18 protein-coding genes are annotated in these 15,826 nt (G+C 66.8%); 13 read left to right on the forward strand and 5 right to left on the reverse strand.

What is annotated here, in order from left to right; all coding sequences use genetic code 11:
• Nucleotides 1–92: 92 nt before the first annotated feature.
• The 5 genes from WNB94_RS09610 (at nt 93) to WNB94_RS09630 (ending at nt 6,221) form a co-directional block, all read left to right on the forward strand.
• Entirely contained in the window at nt 93–383 is a 291-nt protein-coding gene (locus WNB94_RS09610) for a hypothetical protein (RefSeq protein ID WP_341390107.1), read from the forward strand.
• A 17-nt stretch (nt 384–400) separates the two neighbouring features.
• A complete protein-coding gene (locus WNB94_RS09615) occupies nt 401–1,153 on the forward strand; it encodes a hypothetical protein (RefSeq protein ID WP_341390109.1) in 753 nt (250 codons plus the stop codon).
• 20 nt (nt 1,154–1,173) lie between these two features.
• Nucleotides 1,174–3,969 (forward strand): YjbH domain-containing protein, encoded by a 2,796-nt coding sequence (locus WNB94_RS09620; protein WP_341390111.1) that lies wholly within the window; start codon nt 1,174–1,176, stop codon nt 3,967–3,969.
• Between the two features lie 99 nt (nt 3,970–4,068).
• The gene (locus tag WNB94_RS09625; protein WP_341390112.1) at nt 4,069–4,524 is read left to right on the forward strand and encodes a hypothetical protein; all 456 of its coding nucleotides are present in this window, start codon (nt 4,069–4,071) and stop codon (nt 4,522–4,524) included.
• Nucleotides 4,525–4,718: 194 nt separating this feature from the next.
• The gene (locus WNB94_RS09630; RefSeq protein WP_341390114.1) at nt 4,719–6,221 is read left to right on the forward strand and encodes a flavin-containing monooxygenase; all 1,503 of its coding nucleotides are present in this window, start codon (nt 4,719–4,721) and stop codon (nt 6,219–6,221) included.
• Between the two features lie 14 nt (nt 6,222–6,235).
• Here the strand turns inward: WNB94_RS09630 and WNB94_RS09635 are convergent, their stop codons facing one another.
• Genes WNB94_RS09635 through WNB94_RS09645 form a run of 3 tightly spaced genes read right to left on the reverse strand, consistent with a single transcriptional unit; the run spans nt 6,236 to nt 7,980 of the window.
• Nucleotides 6,236–6,712, reverse strand: a complete 477-nt coding sequence (locus WNB94_RS09635) for a YidB family protein (protein WP_341390563.1) — start codon at nt 6,710–6,712, stop codon at nt 6,236–6,238.
• Nucleotides 6,709–7,152: a DUF3597 domain-containing protein gene (locus WNB94_RS09640; RefSeq protein ID WP_341390116.1), complete on the reverse strand. Its 444-nt coding sequence runs from the start codon at nt 7,150–7,152 to the stop codon at nt 6,709–6,711. The genes WNB94_RS09635 and WNB94_RS09640 overlap by 4 nt, the downstream gene beginning before the upstream one ends.
• Before the next feature lie 54 nt (nt 7,153–7,206).
• On the reverse strand, nt 7,207–7,980 hold the full coding sequence (locus WNB94_RS09645) for a DUF481 domain-containing protein (RefSeq protein ID WP_341390117.1): 774 nt from the start codon (nt 7,978–7,980) through the stop codon (nt 7,207–7,209).
• A gap of 88 nt (nt 7,981–8,068) precedes the next feature.
• On the opposite strand from WNB94_RS09645, the gene WNB94_RS09650 reads away from it, so the two are divergent.
• Genes WNB94_RS09650 through arsC form a run of 5 tightly spaced genes read left to right on the forward strand, consistent with a single transcriptional unit; the run spans nt 8,069 to nt 10,525 of the window.
• Nucleotides 8,069–8,395, forward strand: coding sequence for an ArsR/SmtB family transcription factor (locus WNB94_RS09650; protein ID WP_341390119.1), 327 nt, complete (start codon nt 8,069–8,071; stop codon nt 8,393–8,395).
• Nucleotides 8,396–8,404: 9 nt separating this feature from the next.
• Complete coding sequence (locus WNB94_RS09655) at nt 8,405–8,887, forward strand: ArsI/CadI family heavy metal resistance metalloenzyme (protein WP_341390120.1); 483 nt, start codon at nt 8,405–8,407, stop codon at nt 8,885–8,887.
• A gap of 4 nt (nt 8,888–8,891) precedes the next feature.
• Nucleotides 8,892–9,395 (forward strand): arsenate reductase ArsC, encoded by a 504-nt coding sequence (locus WNB94_RS09660; protein WP_341390121.1) that lies wholly within the window; start codon nt 8,892–8,894, stop codon nt 9,393–9,395.
• A gap of 3 nt (nt 9,396–9,398) precedes the next feature.
• Entirely contained in the window at nt 9,399–10,106 is a 708-nt protein-coding gene (locus tag WNB94_RS09665; protein WP_341390122.1) for an aquaporin, read from the forward strand.
• A complete protein-coding gene (gene arsC / locus WNB94_RS09670; protein WP_341390123.1) occupies nt 10,103–10,525 on the forward strand; it encodes an arsenate reductase (glutaredoxin) in 423 nt (140 codons plus the stop codon). Before WNB94_RS09665 ends, arsC begins: the two co-directional genes overlap by 4 nt.
• A gap of 11 nt (nt 10,526–10,536) precedes the next feature.
• On the opposite strand, the gene WNB94_RS09675 is transcribed toward arsC, so the two are convergent.
• Nucleotides 10,537–11,169 carry a TetR/AcrR family transcriptional regulator gene (locus WNB94_RS09675; protein WP_341390124.1) on the reverse strand — a complete coding sequence of 211 codons (633 nt, stop codon included), beginning with the start codon at nt 11,167–11,169 and terminating at the stop codon, nt 10,537–10,539.
• Nucleotides 11,170–11,386: 217 nt separating this feature from the next.
• Between WNB94_RS09675 and WNB94_RS09680 the strand changes: the two genes are divergently transcribed.
• The 3 genes from WNB94_RS09680 (at nt 11,387) to WNB94_RS09690 (ending at nt 13,687) form a co-directional block, all read left to right on the forward strand.
• Nucleotides 11,387–12,229 carry an SDR family NAD(P)-dependent oxidoreductase gene (locus WNB94_RS09680; protein ID WP_341390125.1) on the forward strand — a complete coding sequence of 281 codons (843 nt, stop codon included), beginning with the start codon at nt 11,387–11,389 and terminating at the stop codon, nt 12,227–12,229.
• A 36-nt stretch (nt 12,230–12,265) separates the two neighbouring features.
• A complete protein-coding gene (locus WNB94_RS09685) occupies nt 12,266–13,213 on the forward strand; it encodes an alpha/beta hydrolase (protein WP_341390126.1) in 948 nt (315 codons plus the stop codon).
• 258 nt (nt 13,214–13,471) lie between these two features.
• Nucleotides 13,472–13,687 (forward strand): hypothetical protein, encoded by a 216-nt coding sequence (locus WNB94_RS09690; protein WP_341390127.1) that lies wholly within the window; start codon nt 13,472–13,474, stop codon nt 13,685–13,687.
• Between the two features lie 465 nt (nt 13,688–14,152).
• Here the strand turns inward: WNB94_RS09690 and WNB94_RS09695 are convergent, their stop codons facing one another.
• Nucleotides 14,153–15,706 carry a methyl-accepting chemotaxis protein gene (locus WNB94_RS09695; protein ID WP_341390129.1) on the reverse strand — a complete coding sequence of 518 codons (1,554 nt, stop codon included), beginning with the start codon at nt 15,704–15,706 and terminating at the stop codon, nt 14,153–14,155.
• Nucleotides 15,707–15,826 lie beyond the last annotated feature (120 nt).

Consider the following 15,826-nt stretch of genomic DNA (forward strand, 5'->3'; position numbering starts at 1 on the left):
CCGGCTTGTTTCCGGCATGTGGCAATTGCAATGTGCACCTGCAGCATGCATGATGAAGGCTTGTCCATTCCTTGACCTAAGGGAGTCGCCTCATGAAACGTCTGCTTGTCTCTGTTGTGGTGTCCATGTTTGCTGTGTCGGCGTTCGCGCAGGCCGCCAGCGGGGCGGGTGCAGGCAGCACCTCTGGCGCTGGTGCCTCTGGCGCAGGTGCGGCCGCTGGCGCTGGCGCAGCAGGCGCCTCTGCCGTCGGTGGCATCACCGCTGGCACCCTGGCCGTGGGGGTTGCGGCGGCGGCTGCGGTTGGTGTTGCCGTGGCAGTGGCATCCAATAACAGCAACAACGGCCCCACCGCCACGGGCGGTTCTGTCAGCACCGGCGACTGAGTTCCTGGTTGTTGCGCATGCGCTGGCGTGGCCAGTTGTCACCAGGGCCCTTCGGGGCCCTGTCGGTTTGGGGTCGGCGCGTGCTGCTCGCCTGGGGGGCGGGTGGCCTGATGTCGGGGTGCGTGGCCCTCGACCCGGCCGTGCAGCAATCGGCCCAGGCCTTGTGGCCCTGGGCGGATGCGCAGGGGGCAGGGTCTGGCCAGGCGCCGCGCCTGAACCCCGATTTTGATTACCTTCGTCTGGTGGTGTCTGGTCAGGTGCTGTACTTGGCGCGGGGGTATACCGACACGGCCGACACGGCCGACACGGCCAACAACGGTGGCCCTGTCACCGTGTGGTATTCGGCCGATCGCGAGGTGTTGCGTCTGCAGCACGGGCGTTTGGCTGGCCTGGCAGGCACCCCGGTGGCCTGGTTGCACGTGCGCGGGCTGGCCGGCGCACCGATCACCGCGCCCGACGATGCCCCCAACGCGTCGCCCCAAGCCTGGGTGCGAGAAATCGACCAGATGCCGGGTTATCGTTGGGGGGTGCGTGACCGCCTGGTCGTGCGCCCCATCGAGGCCCCGGCCAACAGCCAGGTCCATGGCTGGTTGCCTCAAGCCTTGCGGTGGGCTCAAGAACAAGACGAGGCCGGTCGCCTGCCGCCTGCGCGTTATGCGTGGGCGCCTGGCCAGCCTGAACCCATCTACGGCGAGCAATGCCTGCAACCCGATTTTTGCCTCACGTGGCAGCGCTGGTCCGCCCAGGGCGCCGTGCCCACTCCGCCCTGAGCCGGTCCCTGGCGTGGGGCATGGCGCTGGCCACCGGCCTGTTGGCAGCGACCGCAGCCCAGGCCTCGTCCACCCATCCCATCACCGAGCGCCAGCGCCTGAGCACCTGGCTGGCCACCCATGGGGTGGTGCTTCGCCCTGGCGCGCTGCACTGGTGGTCTCGGGCGCGCCAGGAGGCGCAAGTCGCCGAGCAGGCCGCCCTGGTGCAGGCGCTGGGCCCCTCATGGTCACCCCTGGCCAGCATGGTCAGGCGCATGCCCGTGACCGGGCGCGTGCCCTTGCCCAGCCTGGACGCCCGCCTGCTGGAGGCCCGCCCCGAGCTGGACCCCTGGCTGCAGCCCGGTGATCGCCTGCAGGCCTGGCCCGCCACCGACGTCGTCTCGGTGCTCTTGCCTTCTGGCCATGTGTGTCGCGTGCCGCACGATGCCCAGGCCCGCCTGCCGGCTTATGTGCAGGCCTGTGGTGTGCAGGGCGCCGCGCGGGCCTGGGTGGCCCAGGCCGATGGGCAGGTGCAGGTCATGGGCCTGGCGGCCGACCAGCGTGCCGATCTGGCGCGCACCGTCTCGCCGGGGGCCTGGGTGTGGGCCCCGGCTGCGGGCGATGCCCCGCCGCCTGAGGTGTCGGCCCGCCTGGTGGCCTTCCTGGCCACCCAGCCGCCGTCGGCCACCGATGAGCCTTGGGCGCTGCCCCGTGCGCTGAGTGCCGATGTCGTTGCCGCACCGCCGCCGCGCGCCATGCCCCCGCTCAGCAACGACTGGGGTGGCATCGGCCTGCTGCAGATGCCGTCGGCCCGCATGGAGCCCGTGGGCACTGCGGCCCTCACCGTCACCAGCGCGCTGCCCTACACCGAGCTCAAGGCCCGGCTGCAGCCGTTCAGCTGGCTGTCGGTCGATTTTGGCTACCTCAGCATCAGCGGGCGGCGCTACGGCCCGCAAGAGGTGGCCGGCGACCAGTCCTACAAAGACAAAACCGCCGACGTGAAGCTGCGCCTGTGGTCCGAAGGGCAGGGCGTGGCCTGGGCGCCCGAGGTGGCCGTGGGCTGGCGCGACGTCCTGGGCACGGGTCTGTTTGCCAGCGAGTACATCGTGGCCACCAAGGCCTGGGGCGATGTGGACCTGACGGCGGGCCTGGCCTTCGGCTACCTGGGCAGCCGAGGCGAGTGGCGCAACCCCCTGGGGGTGGTCTCTGAGCGCTTCAAGCGCCGTCAGCGGCCCGATGTGGGCCTGGGCGGCACGCTGGACTGGCGCACCTTCTTCACCGGGCCGGTGTCGCCCTTCCTGGGTATCCAGTGGGCGATGCCGATGGACAACTGGTGGCTCAAGGCCGAGCTCGACCCCATCGATTACGCCAGCGAGCTCACAGGGGGGCGGTCTGTGGAGCAGTCGGCCCGCGTCAACGTGGCGCTGGTGCACCGCGTGTGGCCCTGGCTGGACCTGTCGCTGGGCCTGGAGCGGGGACAGCGCGTGACCCTGAGCGTGTCGGCCCATGCGGCCCTGCCCGAGCTGAACACACCCAAGCGGCTGGACCCGCCCATGCCGGCGGTGGTAGACCGCGCCCCTGCGCAGGCCGTGCCGCTGGCCGAGATGGCCAAGGCCATTGAGGTGCAAACCGGCGGGCGCGTCAGCCTGGTGCAGCGCCGTGGCGAGCGCTTGTCGCTGCGCTTGCATGATCCGGTGGGGCACGCCGCATCGGGCTGGATGGACCGCGTCACGGCGGTGGTGCACGCCAGCCAACCCGCCGCCGTGCGCGAGGTGGTGGTGGACGTGCACCGCCAGGGCCTGCCCGTGGTGTCGGCCACCCAGGCGCGCCAGCCCTGGGTGCAGGCCCGCACCGAGTGGCAGCCGCTGCCCGCTGATGACGCGCCACCGCTGGCCGTGCAGCGCCGCCCTGTGGCTGCCGCCCCGGCAGCGTCTGTCGCTCAGGCCGACCCCGCCACAGCCACCGCCACCACCACCTGGCAAGCCCCTGAGTCCAGCGCCTGGAAGCAGGGCGTGGGCCTGCACTACCGTCAGAACCTGGGTGGCCCCGACGGCTTCTGGCTGTACCAGCTCGGGGTGGACTGGTCGGCCGAATGGCGCCTGGCCCAGAGCACCTGGGTGAGCGGCACCGCCCGCGTGCGCGTGCTCGACAACTACGACAACTTCAAGTTCAACGGCTCCAGCCAATTGCCCCGGGTGCGCACCCTCATCCGCGAGTACCTCACCACCCGCCGCTTCACGGTGCCCCAGCTGCAGATCACGCACGCCCAGGCCCTGGGCGACGACCTGTTCGCCATGGGCTACGCCGGCCTGCTGGAGACCATGTACGCCGGTGTGGGCGGCGAGCTGCTCTACCGCCCGGTGGACAGCCGCCTCGCGCTGGGGGTGGACGTCAACGCCGTGCAGCAGCGCGCCTTCACGCAAGGCTTGTCCTTGCGCGACTACCGCGTCAACACCGGCCACCTCACGGCCTATTGGGACACCGGCTGGCAAGACCTGCTGATCAAGCTCAGCGCCGGGCGTTATCTGGCGGGCGATGTGGGGGCCACGCTGGACATGTCCCGCGTGTTCGACAACGGCGTGAGCCTGGGCGCCTACGCCACCAAGACGAATGTGTCGGCCGAGCAGTTTGGCGAAGGCTCGTTCGACAAGGGCATCTACGTCACCATCCCCTTTGACGTGATGCTGCCCCGCTCCAGCTCGTCCACGGCAGCCCTGGTGTACGCCCCCCTGATCCGCGACGGCGGCGCCCGACTGAGCCGCCAGTACGGCCTGTACGAGCTCACCCGCGCGCGCGATGCCCGCTGGTGGGCAAAGCCCGCCGATGGGGCGCCATGACCTCGGTTTTTTCGAAGCATCGCCACGCAAGATCCGAATGGACGCGGCCGGGTGGCGCGTCTAGATTGGGTGCATGTTCAAGTGCCCCAGGAGTTGCGCATGCCCCCCAACAGTCCGCTGACCGCCGGCCGCATCGTGGGCCTGGCCCTGTTTGCCAATGACGAGATCAACGACGCCGAGCTGTTTGCCTTGCACCGCGTGCAGGTCTGCCATCAGCTGGGCTTGAGCCGCGAGTGCTGGCAAGGGCTGCTGGCCGAGTTGCACGACGCCTTCCTGCACGCGCGCAAGCGGCCACGCACCACCCTGGCCGACCTGCTGCCCGTGCAGTACTGGCTCAACACGGTGGACGACCCCGACCTGCAGCGGCGCGTGGCGCAGATGTGTGCCGCCGTGGTGAGCGCCGATGGTTTTGTCGACCCTGGCGAGGCGCGGCTGCTGCGCCGCCTGCTGGGCGCCTGGCCCCTGCCCGCCGAAGACCGCGAGATGCTGGAAGCCCTGGTGTATGGTCTGGATTTCGAGATCCGGCCGCGCACCGACGTGGACGCCTTGCACTGAACGGCGGGGTGTGCGGTATGCACGCCCACGTCCACCTCATCCAAGGGGCCACGGCCAGTAATTGAGGGTTAACGCGGATGCTGCGCATTTGACAATGCCGCATTTCAAATATAAAGTGAAAACATCGGTCGTCACTTAATCTGTCGCAAGGTGACGGCGCTGTTTTACCTTTGTTTGTCCCCCGTGGAGACCTCATGGCCAACCATTTTGACGTGCTGATCGTGGGCGCCGGCCTGTCCGGCATCGGTGCTGCGCGCCACCTCAAAACACATTGCCCCGACAAATCGTTTGCCATCCTGGAAGGCCGTGACACCATGGGCGGCACCTGGGACCTGTTCCGCTACCCAGGCATCCGGTCCGATTCGGACATGTACACCCTGGGCTACAACTTCAAGCCCTGGACCGAAAAGCAGGTGATTGCCGACGGCCACCGCATCCGCAACTACATCGCCGAAACCTCGCGCGAGAACGGACTGGACAGCCACGTTCGCTATGGCCACAAGGTGGTGGCGGCCGACTGGCACAGCGACACCGCCACGTGGACCGTGACGGTGCAAAAAGGGGGTGATCAAGGCGCCGGCGAGACGGTGCAGATGACCTGTGGCTGGCTGATGATGTGCTCGGGCTATTACAACTACGAAGAAGGCTTCACGCCCGAGTTCAAGGGCCGCGAAGACTTCAAGGGCCAGGTCATCCACCCGCAGTTCTGGCCGCAGAACTTCGACTACAGCGGCAAGCGCGTGGTGGTGATCGGCTCTGGCGCCACCGCCATCACGCTCATCCCCTCGATGACGGACAAGGCCAAGATGGTGACGATGCTGCAGCGCACGCCCAGCTACGTGGTCTCGGTGCCGCAGTTCGACCCCATGGTGCGCTTCCTGTTGAAGTTCCTCTCGCCCATGACGGTCTACAACATCAGCCGGGCGCGCAACAACTTCATCACGCAGGGCATCTTCAAGCTCTCGCGCGCCTTCCCCAACTTCATGCGCTGGCTGCTGCTCAAGCAGGTCAAGGCCCAGGTGGGGCCCAACTTCGACATGAAGCACTTCACGCCGCCGTACAACCCCTGGGACCAGCGCCTGTGTGCCGTGCCCAATGGCGATCTGTTCAGGGCCATCCGCAAGGGCAAGGCCGGTGTGGTGACCGACCAGATCGATGCGTTCGTGAGCAACGGCATCAAGCTCAAGTCGGGCCAGGTGCTGGAGGCCGACGTCATCGTCACGGCCACGGGCCTGAACCTGCGGCTGTTTGGCGGCATGGCGATCTCGGTGGACGGCAAGGCCATCCAGATGAACCAGCACATCTCGTACAAGGGCCTGATGTTCAGCGACATCCCCAACTTCTCGAACACGCTGGGCTACACCAACGCCTCGTGGACGCTGAAGGCCGATCTGATCGCCGAGTACGTGTGCCGCCTGATCAAGCACATGGACAAAACCGGCACGCGCATTGCCGTGCCGGTGCGCACCCCCGATGTGCAGCCCGCGCCGCTGCTGGACATGACCTCAGGCTACGTGGCCCGCGCCGAGGCTTACCTGCCCAAGGGCGCGGACCGCGCGCCCTGGAAGCTGTTTCAGAACTACGCCATGGACAAAAAACAGCTGCGCGAAGGCAAGCTGGAAGATGGCGTGATGTCGTTCCGCAAGCCCCATGTGGCGGGTCTGACCGCCGATGGGCACAAGCGCCTGGCCGCCTGAGGCCAGGTTGGTGCTCAGGGCTTGAGAAAGCCCTGGGCCAGTCCACCCAGGATGGAGCCCAGGCCGCCCAGGTCCAGCTGCGCGGGCAACTGACCATCGGGCGTGAGCTTGTCCACCAACTGGGGCAGGGCCTCGCTCACCACCGCCGCCTCTTGTTCTGGCGTGCTGCCGTTGGTGTCGGCCAGTTTTTGCAGCAGCGCCGGGCCCAGCACCGCCATGATCTGGTCGGCCGAGATGGGCAGGTTCTCGCCCTTGCCGATCCACGAGGCCACCAACGAACCCAGCCCTTTGTCTTCAAAGGCCTTCACCAGGCCGCTGAGGCCGCCCAGTTCAGGGTTCTGCAGCAGTTGCGTGGCCAGCGTGATCAGGGGCGAGGCCTGCGAGGCGCCGCCGTCCTGGCCGGTGGTCAGTGAGCCCAGCACCTGGCCGGCCAGTTGATCGAGCAAACCCATGAGGGCCTCCGTTGGTTGGGGTGTGGCGGTGCTGATCAGTCCAGCAGATCAGCGGGGATGTTGCCCCCATTGTCGGCCAGTTTCTGCAGCACGGTCTTGTGCAGCCACATGTTCATCTGGGCCGAGTCGCCCATCTTGTCGGCCGGGCACCCCAGCTCGGTGGCCAGCTCTTTGCGCGCGCCCAGCGAGCTGTCCAGCTCCAGCAGCTTGAGCAGGTCGACGATCGAGGTGCGCCAGTTCAGCTTCTGGGGGTTGGCTTGCGCCTTGGCCTCCAGTTGGGCCACCACGTCCACCACGGCCACCGCCTGGGGTGCGGCGGGCTCAGGGGTGGCAGGCGCCAGGGCGGCCGCCGGGGTGACCGGGGCGGCGGGTGTGACCGGGGTGGTTGTTGCGGCGGTCACCGTCGGGGCTGCCGCAGGCGCGGCTTCCTCGTCTTTGCCAAAGCCCAGTTTGTTCAAGATCTTGCTGAAAAAGCTCATGGAAGCCTCCGTGTGGTGAATGAGCGGTTGGTGAGCGAGTGGTTGGTGTGGGGCTCACTGCCCCAGCTTGACGTTCAGGCCCGTGAACAAGGAGGTGTCCACCTTCTTCACGCCGGGCGGTACCTTGCTGTTGTAGGTGCTGATCAGGCCCACCGACAGCGAGGTGGCCTTGGTCATGGCCACGTTCAGTGAGCCATTGAAGCGCATCAGGTTGAGCTTGTCGCCCGTGAGTGCCTGCGTGTATTCCAGCCGCTGCTTGAGGCTGACGGTGTCGTTGAGCTGGTGGCTGGATTCTTCACCGATCAGCAAACCGGTGTTCGAAAAGCGCGTGCCGGTGGTGTCGCCAATCGTCTGCGCCTCGCGGTACACCGAGCGGGTGTGGCTCACACCGCCGAACACGTCCAGCGTGTGGGCCTCGGTCTGGATCAGGTGATAGCCCAGACCGCCGGCCACGGTGCTGCGGTGCTTGAGCTCGATCACCCGGTCGGCGTCCACGCCCAGCTTGCCAAAGCCGTACCACTGCGGGGTCAGGTCCACGTCTTGTTGGCCCGACACACCCCACTTGTTGGCCGTGGTATTTTTCTCGCCGTCCACCTTGCTGCGGGCCTGGTTGATGTAGCCCTGCAGCGTGGTCTTGCTGCCGTCCACCTGCCGCGCCACGTTCACATTGGCCAGCAGCGCGGCCGACTCGGTGTTGCCCCCCGAGATCGACAACGATGCGCCCGCCAGGCCACGCCATTGGCCGTCTTTTTTGGGGGCGTCGGCCAGGGCCGGGGTGGCCACCAGGGCCAGGGCGGGCAGGGTAGCGGTGAGGTGACGCAGACGCATGGGCAAGCCTTTCATGTATTTGTGCAAATGCAAATTGTGCCCGTGATCGAATACTTGACTTCTTCGATATTTCCATGAAAATAGAATAATGGAAGAAAAAGACGTTGTTCAAGCCCTGTCTGCCCTGGCCCAGCCGGTGCGCCTTCGCGTGTTCCGCGCGCTGGTGGGCGCGGGCCCCCAAGGGGCCATCCCCACGGCCCTGGCCGATGACCTGGCCGTGCCCGCCTCCAGCCTGTCGTTTCACCTCAAAGAGCTGCTGCACGCCGGCCTGGTCACGCAAGAGCGCGATGGGCGGCGCCTCATCTACCGCGCCGATTTTGCCCGCATGAATGGCGTCATGGCCTACCTCACGGCGCACTGCTGCCAGGGCACCCCCTGTGATGCGGTGGCCACCAACCCCACTGTTTGCTGCTAGGAGTCCTCCATGAAGCGCTTTCACGTTCACCTGCACGTGGCCGATCTGGCCCAAAGCATCGGCTTTTACAGCAAGCTGTTCGGCCAGCAACCCAGCCGGCAAGAGGCCGATTACGCCAAGTGGATGCTGGACGATCCGGCCGTCAACTTTGCGATCTCGCAGCGTGGGGCCGAGCCCGGCATCGACCACCTCGGCATCCAGACGGACGACGCCAGCGAGCTGGCCGCGCTCAAGCAGCGCGCCGAAGCCGCCGACCTGAGCCTGCTCGACGAAGGCGAGACCACCTGCTGCTACGCCCGCAGCGACAAGCACTGGCTGGTTGACCCCCAGGGCATCGCCTGGGAGCACTTCACCACCCTGGGCAGCGTGCCCACCTTCAGCGCGGGCGAGCCTGCTGCCGCCAGCGTTGAGGCTGCCAGCGCGTCGTGCTGCCCCCCGCGCGGCAAGCCGGTGGGCATCCCCGTCAAATCCTCTGGTTCATCTTGCTGCTGACCCCATGACCACCCATGTTCTGATTTTGTGCACCCACAACTCTGCGCGCAGCGTGTTGTCGGAAGGCATGCTCAACCACCTGGCCGCGCAGCAGGGCCTGGATGTGAAGGCCCACAGCGCGGGCAGCGCGCCCAGCGGACGGCTCAACCCCTTTGCGCTGGAGGCGCTGAACCACGCCGGCATCGACACGGCCGCCTACCGCAGCAAAAGCTGGGACGAGTTCACCACGCCCGAGGCACCGCCGCTGTCCATCGTGATCACGGTGTGCGACAGCGCAGCGTCCGAGGCCTGCCCGGTGTTCTTTGGCGGTCACGGCCAGCCGGTGAAGGTGCACTGGGGCTACCCCGATCCATCCAACGCCGAGGGCGGTGACGAGGGCAAGCGCCGGGCCTTCGAGCTCACGCGCCAGGCCATCGGCTACAAGATGCTGCAGTTGCTGGCCCTGCCGCTGTCCACCCTGCCGCGCGATGAACTGCAGGCGGCGCTTGAGCGCATCGCCCGGAGCTGAGTCATGACCCCCACCTTGCTTCAAAAGCTGTTGAGTGAGTTTCTGGGCACGGCCTTGCTGCTGGCCGTGGTGATCGGCTCGGGCATCATGGCTGAAGGCCTGGCCCAGGGCAATGTGGCCCTGGCCCTGCTGTGCAACACCCTGGCCACCGTGGGCGGGCTGTACATCCTCATCGAGGTGTTCGGGCCCGTGGGCGGCGCTCACTTCAACCCGGCCGTCAGCCTGGTGATGACGCTGCGTGGCTACATGCCATGGTCACTGCTGGGCCTGTACGTGGTGGTGCAACTGGCCGGGGCGGCCTGTGGGGCCTGGCTGACGCACGCCATGTTTGACGTGCCGGTGTGGCAGTGGGCCACCAAGGTGCGCAGCGGCCCGGCCCTGTGGCTGGCCGAGGGTGTGGCCACGGCAGGCTTGCTGCTGGTCATCCTGCGCGCGCCGGCGGCCCGTGTGGCGGCCATGGTGGCGGCCTACATTGGGGCGGCCTACTTCTTCACCGCGTCCACCTCGTTTGCCAACCCGGCGGCGGCGTTCGGACGCATGTTCAGTGACAGCTTTGCCGGCATCCAGCCGGCCAGCGTGCCCGCCTTCATGCTGGCCCAGGTGGCAGGTGCCCTGGTAGGCTGGTTGCTGCACCGCGCGCTGGGTGGCGACCGCCCAGTGACCCAGTCCGCCCCCGACATTCCTCCTGCCAACCACCCCCGAGCCGCATGAGCGACACCATCATCTTCCACAACCCCCAGTGCGGCACCTCGCGCAACACCCTGGCGCTGATCCGCAATGCGGGCATCGAGCCGCAGGTCATCCACTACCTGGAGACGCCACCCAGCCGCGAGCACTTGGCGCAACTCATCCGCGACTGCGGCCTGAGCGTGCGCGAGGTGCTGCGCGCCAAGGGCGATGTCTACGATGAACTGGGCCTGTCGGCGCCCCACTGGACGGACGACCAACTGCTGGACTTCATGGTGGCCCACCCCATCCTGATCAACCGGCCCATCGTGGTCACGCCCAAGGGCACGGCGCTGTGCCGCCCGTCCGAGAAGGTGCTCGACATCTTGCACCAGCCCCAGCAGGGGCCCTTCACCAAAGAAGATGGTGAGGTGGTGATCGACGCCGAAGGGCGCCGCGTGTGACCCTCGGCCCCTCAGGCCGCTGCGGGCGGCTTGAGCGTGGCCTCTTGCGCCCGCGCATACGCGATGCAGGCCTCGAAGATGGCCTGTGCGTTGCGCAGCACGTCTTCCAGCGGGGTCTTGCAGCGCTCGGCCACCCATTGCGTGGCAATGCGCGTGTTCGAGCCCACCAGGCCGTCGGCGATCATCTGGTGGCTCAGGCCCAGCTCTTCGAGCCGGGGAAACATCTGTCGGATGAAGCTGGCGATCAGGTGCGCAAAATCCTGCGTGGCCTTGCCCGTCAGGTCGCTCATGCTCTGCCCCACGTTCAAGGCGTCGATCAGGCCCACGCGGGCGCGTCGTGGATCGTCGCGGATGAACTCGAAGAAGGTGCGCAGCGCGGCTTCGGCCAGCTTTTCGGGCTCGGGCTCGCAGCGGGCCAGGGCCATCACCGTGTGCTGCATCAGTTCGCGGTTGATGGTGACGTACACGGCCTTGAACAAGGCCTCCATGCTGTCAAACGACTCGTAGAAGTAGCGCGAGGTGAGTTGTGCCTTGCCGCACACATCACGCACGGTGGACGCGTGGTAGCCCTGCTCGCCGAACACGGCCAGGCCGGCCTCGATCAGGCGGGCCTTGCGTTGCCGCTGGCGCTCTTGCGAGTCCACCCCGCCGTAGCGTCGGCCGGACGGCCCCGGGGACGCGGGGGATTCAGGGTTAACCCTATTTTTGGAAACAGACATTGTCAAATACGATATTTGAAATTGACGATTGTCAAATTCACACCTGCACGCAATCAGCGCCTGCACTTGCCGATTGTGGCATCGCACGATGGCCTGTGCAGGCCCTGGGTGTACGCATTCTTCCCCCCCTTCACGGATCGCCATGAAAGACTTCAAGAACAAGGTGGCCGCCATCACGGGCGCCGCATCGGGCATGGGCCGCACGCTGGCGCTGGAGCTGGCCCGCCGTGGCTGCCATCTGGCACTGAGCGATGTCAATGAAAAGGGCTTGATCGAGACGGCCGAGATGGCCAGCAAGCTGGGCGTGAAGGTCACGACCGCCAGGGTGAACGTGGCTGACCGTGACGAGGTCTTCGCCTGGGCAGACCGCGTGGCCAGCGAGCATGGCGAGGTCAACCTGGTGTTCAACAACGCCGGTGTGGCGCTGGGCGCCTTCCTGGAAACGGTCAAGCCCGAAGACTTCCAGTGGATCATGGGCATCAACTTCTGGGGCGTGGTGTGGGGCACCCAGGCCTTCTTGCCGCACTTGAAGGCCTCGGGCGATGGCCACATCGTCAACACCTCCAGCCTGTTCGGCCTGCTGTCGCTGCCCACGCAAGGCACCTACAACAGCAGCAAGTTCGCGGTGCGCGGCTTCACCGAGGCCCTGCGCCAGGAGCTGGACCTGGAGAAGTGCGGCGTGAGCGCCACCTGCGTGCACCCGGGTGGCATCCGCACCAACATCGCCCGCGACGCCAAGATGGACAACAGCATCAGCGCCAAGACGGGCGCCAATCCCGAGACGGCCAAGGCCAAGTTCGACAAGCTGCTCAACACCACCACGGCCGAGAGCGCTGCTCGCCAGATCTTGCGTGCGGTGGAGGGCAACCAGCGCCGCGTGCTGGTGGGGCCTGATGCCAAGTTCCTGGACAAGGTGGTGCGCTTCTTTGGCTCGTGGTACCAGCCCATGACCACCTTCTTTGCCAAGAAGACCATGCTGGGTTGATTCGTTTCCACTGCCGTACCTGAAAGACTTCTGCCCATGTCCGCCGCCCCCATTCAGCGCATTTACGAGCCGGTGCCCGGCGCCCGCGAAAGCATCACCTCGGCCCTGATGCGCAGCAGCCTGCGCTTTTTGTTCAAGCCGGTGATCAAGCCACCCATGCCCGTGGGCTTGCAGCGCGCCGTGCTGCACACGCTGTCGGTGTCGATGCCGCCGGGTGGTGGTGTGAAGGTGGAGAAGGTGATGATTGGCAAGCTGGCGGCCGAGCGCATCACGCCCAAGGCCACGCCGCAGCCCAAGCACGCCATGCTGTACCTGCACGGCGGTGCGTTTTGTGCCGGCAGCCCGCGCAGCCACCGCAGCATCACCACGCGCCTGAGCCGCATGGCCAACTGCGAGGTGCTGGCCGTTCATTACCGCCGCGTGCCCGAGCACCCGTTTCCGGCGCAGATCGAAGACTCGCTGGCCGGCTACAAAGAGCTGCTCAAGCGGGGCTACCAGCCCGAGCACATCGCCGTGGGCGGGGATTCGGCCGGTGGCACGCTGACGCTGCTGCTGTTCAAGGCGCTGGAGCTGGAAGGCCTGCCCACGCCCAAGTGCCTGGTGATGATGTCGCCCGCGTTTGACGCCAAGCTCAACAGCGACAGCGTGAAGAAGTACAAGAAGCTCGACCCGATGATCAACATCGAGTGGGGCATGCAGGGCTTTGCCTGGTACCGCCCGCGCCACGACCACCCGCTGGCCTTCCCCAAGCGGCAAGACCTGAGCACCCTGCCGCCCACGCTGGTGCAGGTGGGCGAGATCGAGGTGCTGCACGACGATTCGGTCTGGCTGCTGCACGCGGCCAAGCGCTTTGATCGCCACGTGGAGCTGGAGGTCTACAAGGGCCGCTGGCACGTGTTCCAGATTCACGCCGGCATCATGCCGAGCGCCACCAAGGCGCTGGAGCGCCAGGCGGCGTTCATGAAGCAGCAGTGGGGGGTGTGAGCCTCGGCTTCATGCCGGGTTGAGCGCGCAAGCCACCAGCCCAGGGCGGGCCGCGTGGCTTCAAGTGGGTGGTTCTGCCTGCGGCAGAACGCCCCTGCCCGGGGCTTGCGCGCCTCGGCACCCACTCAGGCGCCACGGGGCCCACCCTGGGCTGATGGCTTGGGGTGGCCATGTGGCGTGCCGCTGTTTGACTCTGTGCAGGACGAAAGGCCAATGCGGCAAACTGCGCAGAATTCTGTCAGCCACATGGAGCCACGCATGCCCACCTCTGACCATGATGAGCTGCCGTCTACCCCGGCGCGCCCCAGGCTGTCTGAGCCAGGCGACCAGAGGGGCTGCTGCCACCGACCTGAGCGCGAGCGCATTCATCGGCTGTTGATCGACGATGCCCGGCGCGGCTTGGAAGACGTGCTTGCGGGTCGCACCCGAGAAGCCGGCCAGGCTTTGGCCGCACTTCAAGAGCGTCGTGGCTGAGCGCTTTCACCGGGTTGTGCTGACAACCCATCTTGCCCCCAGCCTTGCCTACACTCCAAACCGCTGCCTGAGGCGTGCCGGGCAAATGCCGTCACCGGTCGGGTGCCCTGGCCTCACAACCGGGCATCGTATGCGGGGCCTGCGTTCCCGCCAGGCAGCACCCGCCTAACGCCCCACACGAGCACCCGCCAGGGGTCTGTGCCCCCAGTGGCGCCTCGGGGGGGCCGAGAAGCGCAGGCATGGGCCGGGCGCGGCTTCGCGGGCGAAGTCGCGCTTTCATCATCTGGCTTGCCGTGGCTGTGTGAGCGCAGTGGCGGGCGCATGGCGCACGCCGCGCAGCGAGTTCCACGGCACCGGCCCGTGGCGAGCATCGCAGGGGCGTCCTGCCTGTCCAGGCAGGACCACCCCCGTGAAGCCGCTGGGGGCACAGACCCCTGGCGGGTGCGGCCGATCCGAGTCAGCGCTTCACGCCACCCTGAACTTCCCCACCAGTTGCGACAACTGCGCCGCCTGGTGCTTCAGGCTTTCGGCGGCGGCGGCGCTTTCTTCCACCAGGGCGGCGTTTTGCTGGGTCACCTGGTCCAGCTGGCCCACGGCGTCTGACATCTGGCCGATGGTGGTGGTTTGTTCATGGGCCGAGGTGGTGATCTCGTTGATCACAGCGCTCATGCGCTGCACCTGCTGCACGATGTCGGTGATGGTGGTGCCGGCGTTGCTGACCAGGGCCTGCCCGGTGTCCACCTTCTCGGCGCTGGCGCCGATCAGGCGCTTGATCTCGCGGGCGGCTTCGGCGCTGCGCTGCGCCAGGGTGCGCACCTCGCCGGCCACCACGGCAAAGCCGCGGCCCTGCTCGCCCGCGCGGGCGGCTTCCACCGCCGCGTTCAGCGCCAGGATGTTGGTCTGAAACGCGATGCTGTCGATGGTGCCGATGATGTCATTCACCTTTTGGGCGCTGGTGGCAATGTCTTGCATGGTGCCCACCACCTGCTGCATCACCTCGCCGCCTTGCTGGGCTGCCTGGCTGGCGCTCTGGGCCATCTGGGCGGCCTGGCGGGCGGTGTCGGCGTTGCGGTCCACGGTAGAGCGGATCTCGCTCATCGACGCCGACGTTTGCTGCAGGTTGCTGGCTTGCTCTTCCGTGCGTTGCGACAGGTCGGCGTTGCCGCTGGCGATCTGGCTGCTGCCGGTGGCGATCGAGTCGCTGGTGTGCCGCACCTGCGAGACGATCTGCGACAAGTCGCTTTGCATCTGCGCCATGGCGGCCAGCACGCTGTGGGGCGGCGCGGCGGCAGCGCCAGGCACCGGGGCCAGGTCGCCCGCGGCCATGCGCAACACCACCTGGTTCAGGACAGCGGGCTCGGCGCCCAGTTGCGCCTTGATGCCGCGGGGAATCATCACCGTCATGCCCAAGGCCACGGCCAAGGCCAGGCTGGCGCCCACCAGCAACATCCACACGGTGGCGGTGTACACGGTGGCTTCATCTTGTGCGGCCAGTTGGCGGTGATGTTGCAGGTGCTCCAAATGGGCCTGAACCGCGCCCTGAAGTTCGTCGAGCAGTGGAATGCACTCGGCGTTGAGCTGTTGTGTGGCGCCGTCGTTGTCGCCAGCCATGGCTTTGGCGACGATCGCTGCGGCCACCGGGTGGTAGCGCCGCTCCACGTCGGCAATCTTCTGGATCAGGGCCTGTTCTTCTGGCGACGGCTTGATCTTGGCGGTGTCTTGCAAAGCAGCCAGGGCGGCATCCAGCTTGGCAGAGTGCTGCTGCAGTGCAGCTTGGGCGCGTTCTCGCTGGGCTGACGTGGAGGCCAGGATGAGGTTGCGTGCTTCATTGGCCCGACCGTTCACGCCGTCCAGCACCAGGTTGGACTGCAGTACATGCACGGCGTTGCCATTGACCGCCTCATCGAACTGCAGGTGCATGGCTGAGATCGAACGGTAGGAGAAACCTGCCAGGACCAGAAGAAGCGCCGCTAACACGCCAAAGGCCCCGGCCAGTTTGGACTGTAGGGTGGTGAACATGATGTTTGTCCAATCTGTGTCGCAATCGAATGTTCGACACTTTTTTCGTATCGGCTGATTTGCGATGAACTTGAGGCCGATGTGCAATGGCTTCCAGGCCCATGTTGTGCAATGGTTGGG

Origin of the sequence: Aquabacterium sp. A3 (genome assembly GCF_038069945.1) — a bacterium.
Taxonomy (GTDB): Bacteria; Pseudomonadota; Gammaproteobacteria; order Burkholderiales; family Burkholderiaceae_C; genus Aquabacterium.